Source organism: Myroides indicus (assembly GCF_004364575.1).
Classification (GTDB): domain Bacteria; phylum Bacteroidota; class Bacteroidia; order Flavobacteriales; family Flavobacteriaceae; genus Flavobacterium; species Flavobacterium indicum_A.
On the sequence record NZ_SOAG01000021.1, the window covers coordinates 54,761 to 68,080 of the forward strand.

Annotated in this window: 12 protein-coding genes; 3 read left to right on the forward strand and 9 right to left on the reverse strand. The window is 36.0% G+C overall.

Translation table 11 applies throughout. From position 1 onward, the window contains the following. Window positions 1–207: 207 nt before the first annotated feature. The gene (gene lepA / locus C8P70_RS09655) at window positions 208–2,004 is read right to left on the reverse strand and encodes a translation elongation factor 4 (RefSeq protein ID WP_133713123.1); all 1,797 of its coding nucleotides are present in this window, start codon (window positions 2,002–2,004) and stop codon (window positions 208–210) included. 258 nt (window positions 2,005–2,262) lie between these two features. Between lepA and dusB the strand changes: the two genes are divergently transcribed. After that, window positions 2,263–3,255 (forward strand): tRNA dihydrouridine synthase DusB, encoded by a 993-nt coding sequence (gene dusB, locus C8P70_RS09660; RefSeq protein ID WP_133713124.1) that lies wholly within the window; start codon window positions 2,263–2,265, stop codon window positions 3,253–3,255. 77 nt (window positions 3,256–3,332) lie between these two features. Here dusB and C8P70_RS09665 read toward each other — a convergent pair whose 3' ends face one another. From C8P70_RS09665 to C8P70_RS09675, 3 genes are all read right to left on the reverse strand, one after another. Then, window positions 3,333–4,163: a mechanosensitive ion channel family protein gene (locus C8P70_RS09665; protein WP_133713125.1), complete on the reverse strand. Its 831-nt coding sequence runs from the start codon at window positions 4,161–4,163 to the stop codon at window positions 3,333–3,335. 85 nt (window positions 4,164–4,248) lie between these two features. After that, the gene (locus C8P70_RS09670; RefSeq protein WP_133713126.1) at window positions 4,249–5,448 is read right to left on the reverse strand and encodes a C1 family peptidase; all 1,200 of its coding nucleotides are present in this window, start codon (window positions 5,446–5,448) and stop codon (window positions 4,249–4,251) included. Between the two features lie 221 nt (window positions 5,449–5,669). Beyond that, on the reverse strand, window positions 5,670–7,571 hold the full coding sequence (locus C8P70_RS09675; RefSeq protein ID WP_133713127.1) for a S9 family peptidase: 1,902 nt from the start codon (window positions 7,569–7,571) through the stop codon (window positions 5,670–5,672). Between the two features lie 188 nt (window positions 7,572–7,759). On the opposite strand from C8P70_RS09675, the gene C8P70_RS09680 reads away from it, so the two are divergent. Beyond that, window positions 7,760–9,154 carry a dicarboxylate/amino acid:cation symporter gene (locus C8P70_RS09680; RefSeq protein ID WP_133713128.1) on the forward strand — a complete coding sequence of 465 codons (1,395 nt, stop codon included), beginning with the start codon at window positions 7,760–7,762 and terminating at the stop codon, window positions 9,152–9,154. A gap of 9 nt (window positions 9,155–9,163) precedes the next feature. Beyond that, window positions 9,164–9,880 carry a DedA family protein gene (locus tag C8P70_RS09685; protein WP_133713129.1) on the forward strand — a complete coding sequence of 239 codons (717 nt, stop codon included), beginning with the start codon at window positions 9,164–9,166 and terminating at the stop codon, window positions 9,878–9,880. 100 nt (window positions 9,881–9,980) lie between these two features. Here C8P70_RS09685 and C8P70_RS09690 read toward each other — a convergent pair whose 3' ends face one another. The 5 genes from C8P70_RS09690 to C8P70_RS09710 form a co-directional block, all read right to left on the reverse strand. Beyond that, window positions 9,981–10,643 carry a hypothetical protein gene (locus C8P70_RS09690; RefSeq protein WP_133713130.1) on the reverse strand — a complete coding sequence of 221 codons (663 nt, stop codon included), beginning with the start codon at window positions 10,641–10,643 and terminating at the stop codon, window positions 9,981–9,983. Further along, on the reverse strand, window positions 10,640–11,320 hold the full coding sequence (locus C8P70_RS09695) for an ABC transporter ATP-binding protein (RefSeq protein WP_133713131.1): 681 nt from the start codon (window positions 11,318–11,320) through the stop codon (window positions 10,640–10,642). The genes C8P70_RS09690 and C8P70_RS09695 overlap by 4 nt, the downstream gene beginning before the upstream one ends. Further along, a complete protein-coding gene (locus C8P70_RS09700) occupies window positions 11,320–12,246 on the reverse strand; it encodes a hypothetical protein (RefSeq protein WP_133713132.1) in 927 nt (308 codons plus the stop codon). The genes C8P70_RS09695 and C8P70_RS09700 overlap by 1 nt, the downstream gene beginning before the upstream one ends. 4 nt (window positions 12,247–12,250) lie before the next feature. After that, a complete protein-coding gene (locus C8P70_RS09705) occupies window positions 12,251–13,018 on the reverse strand; it encodes a hypothetical protein (protein ID WP_133713133.1) in 768 nt (255 codons plus the stop codon). Between the two features lie 68 nt (window positions 13,019–13,086). After that, the coding region (locus tag C8P70_RS09710) for a transposase (RefSeq protein ID WP_166666208.1) at window positions 13,087–13,320 on the reverse strand (234 nt) is incomplete at its 5' end.

Below are 13,320 nucleotides of genomic sequence, written 5' to 3' on the forward strand. Positions count from 1 at the left end.
ATACCAACTCAGTTTTCCTGCTGACAGCGATAGTCAAACTGCTTTTACAGCTTTCCAAACCCTGTGAAGTATGGAATTATTTTTAAACGTCTTTTAATAAACTAAAAACAAGGTTTGCAGTCTAAAACATACTTTAATTACGGTAAAACATATGATTTAAAAAAAGAAGTTGTCTTTCTAAACAACTTCTTTTCTTAATTATCTTTTTTAATCATTCAATTTTAACACAGCCATAAAAGCTTCTTGCGGTATTTCTACGTTTCCTACCTGACGCATACGCTTTTTACCTGCTTTTTGTTTTTCCAACAATTTTCGTTTACGCGAAATATCTCCTCCATAACATTTTGCTGTAACGTCTTTTCGCAACGCTTTTACCGTTTCACGAGAAATAATCTTAGCCCCTATCGCTGCCTGAATCGGAATATCAAACTGTTGACGAGGGATAAGTTCTTTCAGTTTTTCACACATTTTTTTACCGATGTTGTAAGCATTATCTGCGTGAATCAAAGCCGACAACGCATCCACAACGTTTCCGTTCAGCATTACGTCCACTTTTACCAGATTAGAAGTTCTCATACCAATCGGATGATAGTCAAAGGAAGCATATCCCTTAGAAACTGTTTTTAAGCGATCGTAAAAGTCAAACACAATTTCTGCCAGCGGCATATCAAACATCAACTCAACCCTATCTTCAGTCAAATAGGTTTGGTTGGTAATCAGTCCTCGTTTTTCTATACACAAGCTCATCACCTGCCCCACAAAGTCTGCCTTAGTAATAATTGTTGCTTTGATAAACGGCTCTTCCACCCGGTCCAATCTTGACGGCTCAGGCAAATCTGACGGATTGTTAACCACAAACGATTTTTCAGGCTCTTTTTTGGTATATGCCAAATACGATACGTTGGGAACTGTAGTGATTACCGTCATGTTAAATTCGCGTTCCAAACGCTCCTGAATAATTTCCATGTGAAGCATCCCCAAAAAGCCACAACGGAATCCGAAACCTAAAGCTGCTGAGCTTTCTGCTGCAAACACCAACGAAGCGTCGTTTAGCTGCAGCTTTTCCATCGAGGCGCGCAATTCTTCGTAATCTTCGGTATCAACTGGATAAATACCTGCAAATACCATAGGCTTTACGTTCTCAAAACCTTCAATCATGTTTTGCGTCGGGTTTTTGCTATCCGTAATCGTATCCCCTACTTTCACTTCCCTCGCTTCTTTAATTCCCGAAATCAAATATCCCACATCTCCGGTTAAAATTTCCTTTTTAGGTGCTTGCGTTAGCTTTAAAGTCCCTATTTCATCCGCAAAATATTCTTTTCCGGTTGCCATGAATTTAACTTTTTGTCCTTTGGTTATTTTTCCGTTGATAACGCGAAAAATTACTTCAATCCCTCTAAAAGGATTGTAAACCGAATCAAAAATAAGTGCCTGTAAAGGTTCATCCGGATTTCCTTTTGGAGCAGGAACTCTTTCAATTATCGCTGCCAAAATATCCTCAACTCCTAATCCTGTTTTACCGGATGCCGGAATAATTTCTTCATAATCGCATCCCAATAGGTTTACGATATCATCGCTCACTTCTTCCGGATTTGCACTTGGCAAATCTATTTTATTCAACACGGGAATAATCGTCAAATCATTTTCTAATGCCAGATACAGATTAGATATCGTTTGTGCCTGAATACTTTGTGCTGCATCAACAATCAACAAAGCCCCTTCACAAGCCGCAATAGAACGCGAAACTTCATACGAAAAATCCACATGCCCCGGCGTATCAATCAAATTCAGAATATATTTTTCTCCTTTGTATTCGTATTCCATTTGAATAGCATGGGATTTAATGGTAATCCCTCTCTCCCGTTCCAAATCCATACTATCCAAAAGCTGATTTTGCTGCTCGCGTGCGGTTACCGTTTGGGTGGCATCCAGCAAGCGATCCGCCAAAGTACTTTTCCCGTGGTCAATATGAGCAATAATACAAAAGTTTCTTATGTTTTTCATTCTTCACAATATCAAATTAAACGTCTGGTTCACATCTAAAAATCTCTTTATTCGCCTTATAAATATCTCCAGATTTGAAAAAACAGATGTCTTTTATTTCTAAAACACACCTAGTCTATTTATCTGCAAATATAATTGAAAGTTTGGATTTTTAAGATTTTTTATTACTGCCAAATCTCATATAGAAAGTTAAATACAGATTTGAAAAAGCCTAAAAAATAATTTGTTGTACTTTTGCATCAAATTTTTAACTGAACGATGATTAAGATTGGCAACATAGAACTACCTGACCATCCGCTACTTTTAGCTCCGATGGAAGATGTAAGCGATCCGCCGTTCCGCCGTTTGTGTAAAAAGCACGGTGCGGATTTGATGTATTCTGAATTTATCTCTTCAGAAGGCTTAATCAGAGATGCCATTAAAAGTAAAATGAAACTCGACATCTTTGACTATGAAAAACCGATTGGCATTCAGATTTTTGGCGGCGACGAGGAAGCAATGTCAATGTCTGCCAAAATAGTAGAAACAGTTCAGCCTGATTTGGTGGATATAAACTTTGGTTGTCCGGTTAAAAAAGTAGTTTCTAAAGGGGCAGGAGCAGGTGTTCTAAAAGACATCGATTTAATGGTTCGCCTGACCAAAGCGGTTGTCAAGAGCACACATTTACCAGTAACCGTAAAAACGAGATTAGGCTGGGATGAAGAATCCATTAACATCGACGAAGTTGCTGAAAGGCTACAAGACGTCGGCATACAGGCTCTGACGATTCATGCCCGCACGCGTTCGCAAATGTATAAAGGACATTCTGACTGGACACACGTGGAACGCATCAAAAACAATCAGCGCATCAAAATTCCAATTTTTGGAAACGGCGATATTGACAGCCCGCAAAAAGCATTGGAATACCGCAATAAATTTGGCTTAGACGGAATGATGATTGGTCGTGCTGCCATTGGCTACCCTTGGATTTTTGACGAAATTAAACACTTTTTCAAGACTGGAGAAATCTTATCTCCTCCAACTATAAAAGACCGTTTAGAAGCTGCTAAAAACCACCTTATCTGGTCAATGGACTGGAAAGGCGAGCGAGTGGGAATTGTAGAAATGAGAAGACACTATACCAACTACTTTAAGGGTATTCACGGTTTTAAGCCCCACAGACTGAAATTAGTTACAACAGACGATCCTTCCGAATTGCTGGCTTTATTTGAACAGATTGCGGATGAATATAAAAGTTATGAAATGGTTTAAAATTCAATAAAAAAGAGTTGTTAGATTTAAAAATCTAACAACTCTTTTTTAATTATAATATCAGAATATTTTTTTAACTAAGCTTCTTTGTTATCACTGATAATGTGAATATCTGTTTGTGGAAAAGGAATTTCGATTCCTGCCTGATCCAGAGCTTCTTTTACTTCTTGCTGAATTTTAAATACCATATCCCAGTAATCTGCCCGGTTAATCCAAAATCTCAAATTCAAATCTACAGAACTTGCCGATAAGTTTTTTACATAAACCAAAGGCTCCGGTTTTTTAAGTATAACATCATATCGGTTCAGTACTTTAAATATGACTTCCTGTGCTTCTTTAATGTTTGCCTTATAAGAAATACCAACAACAAAATCGTAGCGACGTGCCGGAATCCCTGAATAATTAGTAATCACCGAATTTGCCAAAGCGCCGTTCGGGCTAAATATCTTTAATCCATCATCATTAGTCAATGTAGTATAAAGCAAATCTATTTTCTCTACCGTACCCACGGTACCACCCGTATTGGTAATGTAATCCCCTACTTTAAAAGGTCGAAACATCAAAATAAGGACTCCTCCGGCAAAATTGGATAAACTGCCTTGCAGCGCCATCCCAATGGTTAACCCCGCAGCGCCAAATACAGCTGTTAAACTCAATGATTTAAAGCCCATGATGCCAATAACCACAACAAACAAAACAATGTACAATATCAGTCTGATTGCACTTAATAAAAAACCTTGTAATGATTTGTCCAAATCTCTTTTAGCAAACCGCTTTCCAATAATTTTTACAATAAATCCGCTAACATAAATTCCCACTACTAATACCAGTAGACCGATTACATATCTTGGCAATGCTAACAATATACTTTCTAATAAACTTTCCAGTCCGACTATTATTTTTTCCAAAGCTATTTTATTTATTATTCAACAAAAACAGAGTTAAACATCATACCAAAACCATACCAATAACTCTGCTTTGGTATAATTTAATCTAAATTTTTAATTTTTGAGAGATATTCTTTGGCAATCCGTCTTTGTGAACCATAATATCTGTTGTTTTGTACTTCACAAACTCTTTGCTCATATACATATACCCTTTGTAATCATTAGAAATTCCCCAAGAGTTTTTAATAATGTAATACTCTCTTCCGTTTTGATCTTTAGAAATTCCAACAATATGCATCCCGTGGTCATCTGTAGTTGTATAATTGTCAAATGCTGCCTGACGCATCTCCTGTGTTACTTTGCGCTCGGGTTTCGGACCTTCAAAGATTTCTTTTCGCTCTTGCTCATTCATATCTTCCCAATCTTTTTCCGGCACATATGCCACTCCGTTTTTCCAGCTAAAATATTTTTCACTTACATCTCCTCCCCAAGCTACAGAATAACCGTTTTTAAGAGCGTGATCTATCGTTTCGGTCAACTCATCTACCTTAACGTTATATACTTGATCAAATGCCCAATTGTCAGGTACGAGCAAGACAAATTTCTCGTACCAAGGGTAATTTAAGTCTGAACCCAATTCTACATAATCTTCAGGATTAATACCAATTACATCTTTAGCAAATGTGTGAGGGGTATATTCTTTTCCTTCCCATGTAAATTTTTCAGGAGCTTCTCCTAAATAAGAATCTATTACGGCTGTATATGCTTTTTCCCAGTTAGGCGTAAGCTTTCCGTTGGGATTAGCAACAACTGCTTTTAAAACCCCCTCCATCATTGCTCCCATTTCTGCAAAATGGTTTTTATTGGTTCCGTAATTTAATCCGGTATAAACGGATTGAGGTACTGCACCATATTTTTTAAACATATTCATCACATCGTGAAAAGCTCCTCCGTCACCTAATGTAACGGCTCCGTGCATCCGCACATACATCTTTCCTTTCTCAATGTAAGCATTTCGAGCAGAGAAAATCTGAGAGATTTCTACCGGTTGTTTACCCATTCGCGCCATTTCAGATTCGATAAAAGAATTGGCTGAATAGCTCCAGCACGTACCTGAAGACCCTTGGTTTTTTATAGATGTATTTTCCACATCCACAACATCTGTAAATTGATATAATTCTTTACTTTTTTCGCTTGCATTCAGCTTAAGCGAATTAACCAAATTGTCCTGTGCATAATTTGTTGCCGAAAAACCAGCGGTAAAAATCCACGCCAGTGCCCATAATTTAAGTGTATGTTTTTGCATATTATTAAAAGGTTGTAAATGGTAAAGGTAAAAAAAGTGAGTCACCCGTACCTCATCTGTTTTTTTATTTTTAATTCTTTTAACATATAAAATGGTTTAATAAATACAGAATAGTTCATCCGTTTTTTAATCAGACTCATACTGTAGCGTTCTTTTATTTATCTGAGTACTCTAAAAAAATAGCCACTTATTAAAAGCGGCTTCATTTTTTCTATAATCATTTACAAAGTTTCTTTTAACCAACGGAAAAATTCCCCTTGCCAAACCTGTGCATTTTGCGGTTGCAGCACCCAGTGGTTTTCTTCCGGAAGATAAACAAACCGGCTTTTGACTCCTCTGAGCTGGGCTGCCTGAAACGCTTCCTGTCCCTGTCCTATAGGCACGCGATAATCAGTTCCCCCCTGATAAATCAGAATAGGAGTATTCCACTTATCCACCAGGTTAATCGGATTAAAGTTTTTGTAAGCGTTTTGAGCGTCTTTATTGTCTTTTTCCCAATATGCTCCGCCAGTATCAAAGTTTGGAAAAAATACTTCTTCGGTTGTCCCGTACATACTCACCAAATTAAACACTCCATCGTGTGCAATAAGACTTTTGAAACGGTTTTCATGGATTCCTGCCAAATAAAATACAGAATACCCTCCATAGCTTGCTCCTACAGCTCCTAAGCGATTTTTATCTACATATTTTTCTTTAGCCACATCGTCTATTGCATCTAAATAATCCTGCATCGGTTTTCCTGCCCAATCTTTGCTTATCGCTTCATTCCACTCTACTCCGTGTCCGGGCATTCCTCTGCGATTTGGTGCTACAACAATATATCCTTCTGCTGCCATCAATTGAAAGTTCCAGCGGAAAGAGTAAAACTGAGACAAAGCTGATTGTGGTCCTCCCTGACAATACAGCAAAGTCGGATATTGCTTATTCTCATCAAAATTTGGCGGAAATATTACCCAAACCAGCATTTTCTTTCCATCTGCAGTAGTTACATATCTTTTTTCGCTTTTGCTCAGCGCTATTTTTGAATAAGCTTCATTATTTACTTTTGTAATCTGTGTCCAGTCTTTTTTCTTTAAGTCATAGGAAAATATCTCTGTTGCGTGATTAAAATCTGTACGGGTAACAATTGCCTTATTATCCAAGACATCTACAATACCTGTTACATCAAAATTACCATCTGTAATTTGTTTTACCAGCGGAGCAATTTTCTTTTTCCCCGGAAAGTTAACTTCAAAGAGTTGGATAGTTCCGTCAATAGCTGCGGTAAAGTAAATTTTTTCTCCGTCTTTACTCCACAAATAGCTATCTACCGTTCCATCCCAATTGGCAGTCAAATTTAAATCCCTTCCATCATATCGAACTATCAAATCATTTTTATCAGCTTCATACCCGTCACGTTTCATTTGCAACCAAGTCAGATATCCCTGCGGAGAAAAAACAGGGTGAGTATCGTATCCTAAATTAGATTCAGTAAGATTCACTGTCTTTTTAGTTTCCAGATTGTATTCATACAAATCTGTATTTGTACTCAAAGCATAGGCTGTACCAAATTTCTTTTTAGCTACATACACAATACTCTTGCTGTCAGGAGACCAAATATAATCTTCACTTCCTCCAAAAGGTTTCTGCGGAGAATCATAAGGCTCTCCTTCCATTATATCTGTTGCTGCTTCAACATTGTTTTTTGGTGCATAAAAAACGTGATTATGAGTACCGTCATTCCAAGTATCCCAATGTCTGTAATCTAATTCATCATAAACAAAAACGTCCGATTTTTGCATAGAAGGATAAAGATCTTTTCCTAGAATTTTATTGATTTTGACGGGTTTGTCTGTCAAAATCATTTTCCCGTCGGGAGAAACACTCTTGTTTGACACTACACTCTCATAATCGTGTATTTCCTGAGGATCACCTCCTGCTAAAGAAATCTGATACGTTTTAGAATCAAATTTATTTTCTTCCATATCGGCATATCCTACTTTATAGATCAGATTTTTGCCATCTTTAGTTACCCCAACCGGAGTTACTCTTCCCAACTTCCAAAGTAATTCTTTTGTCATTACATCTTGAGAAAAAGCGTTTATACTTGCCAGACTCAAAGCAAATAGAAATATTTTTTTCATAACTAGTATTTTACAGAACGGTAAAAATACTATTTTATTCGGATTGCAAAAAAAGTGTCGCCATTTTTCACCTCAATCTCTAACATCAAACAGATAAAAAGTCAGTATGTTGAATAATCTGTTATTTTTATCACAAAAACAACGAACATAATCGTTTTTTAGTTATTTTCACGCACAAATTTTACGTTTTGAAAAACAACAAACTTTTCATACTTATTATTATAGCTCTTGTATTAGGTGTTATATTAGGCGGAATTGTGCATTACAGTTATCGTCCTACTAGCCCTATTACTTCAGAAAACACAGAAATAGTATCTGAAAATGCAAAGAATTCTGTCATCCAAAACAAAACAGATACTGTAATTATTGAAAATGCTTCGGACAACACAGAAATTGCGGTAAGTAAAATCCCGCAAGAAATAAAAACTTTTTCAGATAATATAAAAGTATTGGGAACCATATTCATCCGGTTAGTTCAGATGATTATAGCTCCTTTAGTCTTTTGTACTCTTGTGGTAGGTATTGCCAAAATGGGCGATATGGGAATGGTCGGCAGAGTAGGCGGAAAGGCAATGGGCTGGTTTATTACAGCGTCATTGGTATCCTTGTGTATCGGGTTGATTTTGGTTAACTGGCTAAAACCAGGCGCAAATGCCAATTTTGATTTGGAAGATACTGCGGCTGCCTCTGATTTAATAAAAAACACATCGGCTTTTTCACTGCAAACATTTGTAGAGCATCTCATACCCAAAAGTATTTTTGAGGCATTTGCCCATAACGAAGTATTGCAAATTGTTGTATTTGCCGTTTTTTTCGGAGTGGCACTGGCTACTTTAGGCAAAAAGGGAAAACCTATCATCAAGCTGTTTAACCGCATTACGGAGGTGGTTTTAAAAATGGTAGAATACGTAATGTGGACTGCTCCGCTCGGCGTTCTGGGGGCTATTGCCAGTGCTGTAGCCCTGTATGGTTTTGGGATTTTTATAACCTATGCCAAATATATGGTAGCCTTTATTTTAGGATTGATTTTACTTTGGGTTGTGCTTATTTTAGTAGGTTATTTAATCATCGGAAAAAATGTATGGAAATTGCTTAAACACATCAAAGAACCTTTGCTGATTGCTTTTTCAACCACCAGTAGCGAAGCCGTTTTTCCAAAACTGGTAGATGAGTTAAAAAACTATGGCTGTTCGCCAAAAATTGTTTCTTTTACACTGCCTTTAGGATATTCTTTCAATTTGGACGGCAGTATGATGTATCTGACGTTTGCCAGTTTATTCATTGCTCAGATTTACGATATTCATATGCCTCTGGAAACCCAAATATTAATGCTTTTAGTTTTAATGGTTACCAGTAAAGGAGTGGCCGGAGTACCACGTGCTTCATTGATAGTGATTGTTGCAACTTGTGCCATGTTTGGCATTCCGCCAGAAGGAATTGCCTTTATTTTACCAATTGACCACTTTTGCGATATGGGAAGAAGTATGACCAACGTGTTAGGAAATGCTTTATCTACTGCCGCCATTGATAAATTTGAATCTAATAAAGATATACCAGAAAAAATCACATCTATTACACAATAAACACAAATCATGAACGATTTTCACATTTCCCAACTTATCAACCCTGAATTTTATATCAATCTCGAAATAGGAGGGCATTCGATTGGAATTTACGTAGTTTTATTTATAGTATTTGCCGAAACAGGACTATTTGCCGGCTTTTTCCTACCAGGAGACAGTTTGCTATTTCTGGCAGGGATGTACAGCACATCGCTCATGCATGAGATTGTATTTATCGACAGTGATTTTTTAAATGTTGCTCTGCTTGCTACTTTGGTGGCAATTGCGGGTATTTTAGGAAACTGTTTTGGGTACTGGTTCGGTTCTAAAAGCGGTAATTATCTATATCAGAAAAAAGATAACTTTATATTTAAGAAAAAATATCTATACGAATCAAAAGTGTTTTTTGAAAGACATGGCGGACGCGCTATTATATTTGCCCGCTTTTTGCCTATCATAAGAACTTTTGCACCTATCATTGCCGGAATTGTGCGCATGGAGTTTAAACGTTTTATGCTATACAACATTATTAGTTCTTTTGTATGGGCAACTACCTTGATTTTTGCCGGACACTACCTACAAGTATGGCTAATGGACAGCTATGGTTTAAATCTAAAAGATTACATAGAATATATTATTATCTTTCTTATTTTGGTAACTACACTTCCTGTTATTATCAAACTGGTAAAAGGTAAATCTTCCAGCTCTACAAAAAGCGATACAGATACCACTATAGAGAGCAATTAATTATTTAGCAATAATATAATACTACCGAAGAAGCCACAATAAATTTTATTTTGGCTTCTTCATTTTTTTATCATGCTTTACCAATCCAATAACACTTCTTCTACTCTATCTTTTTCAGTTTCATCTCAAAATATTCTCCTTTGTTATTCTTATAAATGGAGGATATAAATCCTTGTGTTTGAGAAAATCGGTGAGTAACAGACGCCGTATCTTTCCCCAAAACACCTTCTCCTTTTAATACCCAAAGCGTATCCCGATATACCGGACTGTATTCCTTATCGGTAAGAATAAGCCAATATTTGGAACTTTTCCCATTCCATTCTCCCCAGTTGCTTACCATATTAATACTTCCGTTAATGGTATCGCCAAGCGTTAACGGAAACTGTACCTGCGGATAAGGTGCCAGCTGAGTGATATATTTAAACTGATGTGTACGCGGAGGATGCAGCCAAATTTTAGAATCGTTTTCCTTAAATCCCGTTGTAGATTCTGAACGGAATAAAAACGCGTTGGCATTGATACTGTCAGGCAAGGTAACCACCCATTTTATTTTTTGCTGCAACAAAAACAGCCCTCCCGGAATCATCTGAATTTCATAATTAAACAAGCTATCCGCACTGCGGTATTCTGCCTCGTAATGCCATACTTTTCCCGACTGATAAAGTTTATTTTCCTTTGGCGTACAGGAGATAAATAACAAAACACCTAAAAAACAAACTGTATTTATGTACTTCATATTCACCAACAATGAGTGCGTTTTCATAACCACTTTTTAATTTTATCTATACTCGTACTTATATCATTTTTCAGCTGGTTTTCCAACTCCAAAAACTCATGAAAACCCTTTTTTTGGAAAATCTCTCCATTTTCCAAAAAGAAAATCTCATCACAAATCTCAGATAAAGTAGCAAATATATGAGAGGATACCAATATCGTTTTTCCCAAACGTTGCAACTCCTTAAATATCTGAATAATCAACATATTACTACCGATATCTACTCCATTAAAAGGTTCGTCCAGAATCAAAACATCATTCTTCTGAAGCAGTATTCCCAACAAGGCAATTTTCTTTTTCATTCCTGTTGAATAGGTTGAGATATATTGCTTTAACGGAAGCTCGAAAATATTTTTATCTTCTACATCATGCAATTTAAACCCTCTGGTACGACACATGAAATACAGATACTCCTCCCCTGTAATTTTATCAAAAAAATAAGGCTCAGCAGGAAGATAACCCGTAAAATCCTTTATTTTTCCCTCTGAAGATGTTATACTGCCCTGATATTTTTCCAGTCCGCAGATACAATTGAATAAAGTCGTTTTTCCTGCTCCGTTTTTTCCTACCACGCCATAAATCTTTCCCGAATTTAATTCCAGATTTACATTCTGAAAAACAATATGGTTACCAAAGGATTTTGATAATTTTTCTATCCGTACCATTATAGAATTTCTTTTAACTGACTGCATGCTTGAACATAAAAGTAAAACAATAAAACGGGAATTATTAAGGGAAAAAACAAACAAAGTGCAATCATAAAAAGTTGTTGTAAATTTAACTCGCTCGGATACACCGAATATTTGGACAATAGTACCACACTTACCACAGACAATCCCCACAAATTACCCAGCGCTATAATTTCGTATTCTGCCGGATAAACTAGAAATAAGATTATTGTTATCAACCCACTTACAGAAAGGGAATTAATCCCTGCGGTTTTCAATTTCTCAATTAAAAAATCATTCGGATTCAACCGATAATTCCAAACGTAATAAAGCGGTTCTGATTTTACAAAGAAAAAAGAACAATAAACAAATACAGCTAACAAGCAAAACAAACCAAGATTTAGGTTTTGCACCTTAACCGACTGCCATAAAACGAAATACATCAGAAAGAAAAACAGATAATTTTTTCTAAATCCAACAATTGACTCCAAACTATGTTTCAAAAAAGGTGTCGGAATACGTTTTTTAAAATTAACATTCGGTATTTGTATCATGCCCACTACAAAAGTCACACATAACCACGTCAAGGCATACACCCAATCATCTTTGTACCAATAATAAACTCCAAGAGGAAGATACAACACAATATTTTCTATAATATTCAAACTAAAATACTTGTTCTCGGGATAATGCTGAAACAAAAAACGCTGTCTTCCTTTATCCGCATTTGCTATAACTGCCCCAAACATCAGCGCTCCATACAAATAACACATATTCTGAAACTCCAGCCTTTCATATATCTCTTCCGACACAAAATAAAACAACACAAACAAAGCAGGTATCCCTATGAGCAAAGGAATACCTGCGTCCTGTAATTTCCTTAAAATTAACTGTCCTCTGATTTTAAAATAGTAGAGAATCATTATTCTATTCTAAATATCTTTTTGTTTTCTCATCAAATATAACCCTTTCCGGCGGAGTATCGACAGCTCGCATAAAACCTTTTGCATCTAATACAAATGGATATTCTTGAAAAGAACTGTGATTATATTCATATGAAAATATCTCAGGAAAATTTATTCTTTTATATCTGTTTTTTAAATTAACTTCTATTTCTACATCTCCCGTTAATATAGAATTATCTTCTCTTAACCACCTAACTTGTGTACGAGCCAGTAAATCTCCAGGACCTCCATCAGTCACAGTTACATCGTGTGGTAGTATCCGAATAATATCTTTAGATTTACTACTTGGATATCTATGTACTGTTTCAACAAAAGCTTGATAATGATTTTCTCCTACTTTTTTCATTTCACAAAGTTTATAAGCGTAACCATCTTCAAAGTTTAAACGAACAGATGCTTTATATTCACCATCGCTTAGGTCTAGAAAATTCTGTGGGGGCTCTAGTTCTCTTTCTTCTCTTTTTTCTTGTTCTTTTGAATTAGCTGGGGTTGGCCAATCTAAAATAAACACAATTACTAATACTACACAAGGCCCACTCGTTATTAATGCAAAAGGTATATTATCTTGAGGAGATAATACTACTTTATAATCACCTGTCCTAGGGTATGATTCTATTGTCCCACTTACCTCAACAACTCTATGATCTTCAGGTCTTATATCAGTATGTTCTAAATGCAATCTTGCCTTTACATCAACTAAAACTTTTTCAGGATATTTATCAACTAACATAATAATTAAATTTTAAAATTAATAATTCATTTAAATAAATCCGTATAGCTACTAACCCGTTGTGCATTTTAAATAATACTCACTTTTAAGTTATTGATATTCCTATTGAAATATTCTTTGTTGATGAATTGTACAACTGTTAACGCCGTTATTTTAGCTAATAATCTGGTTTTGAAACCTTCAAATGTCTTGGCGTAATTACGTCTCATCATAAATTGGTCGCACAATTGCGAGAACAAGGTTTCAATTCTCTTTCGTTGTTTTTTGAACAAATAAAATTGTGGTTTATAATCCTTTTGATT

Excerpts from the sequence above, each read along its gene's own strand:
- C8P70_RS09685 (WP_133713129.1), top strand. The coding sequence starts at position 9,164 with ATGAACGATTTTCACATTTCCCAACTTATCAACCCTGAATTTTATATC.
- C8P70_RS09700 (WP_133713132.1), bottom strand. The coding sequence starts at position 12,246 with ATGATTCTCTACTATTTTAAAATCAGAGGACAGTTAATTTTAAGGAAA.
- C8P70_RS09670 (WP_133713126.1), bottom strand. The coding sequence starts at position 5,448 with ATGCAAAAACATACACTTAAATTATGGGCACTGGCGTGGATTTTTACC.
- C8P70_RS09690 (WP_133713130.1), bottom strand. The coding sequence starts at position 10,643 with ATGAAAACGCACTCATTGTTGGTGAATATGAAGTACATAAATACAGTT.
- lepA (WP_133713123.1), bottom strand. The coding sequence starts at position 2,004 with ATGAAAAACATAAGAAACTTTTGTATTATTGCTCATATTGACCACGGG.
- C8P70_RS09695 (WP_133713131.1), bottom strand. The coding sequence starts at position 11,320 with ATGGTACGGATAGAAAAATTATCAAAATCCTTTGGTAACCATATTGTT.
- C8P70_RS09675 (WP_133713127.1), bottom strand. The coding sequence starts at position 7,571 with ATGAAAAAAATATTTCTATTTGCTTTGAGTCTGGCAAGTATAAACGCT.
- C8P70_RS09705 (WP_133713133.1), bottom strand. The coding sequence starts at position 13,018 with ATGTTAGTTGATAAATATCCTGAAAAAGTTTTAGTTGATGTAAAGGCA.
- dusB (WP_133713124.1), top strand. The coding sequence starts at position 2,263 with ATGATTAAGATTGGCAACATAGAACTACCTGACCATCCGCTACTTTTA.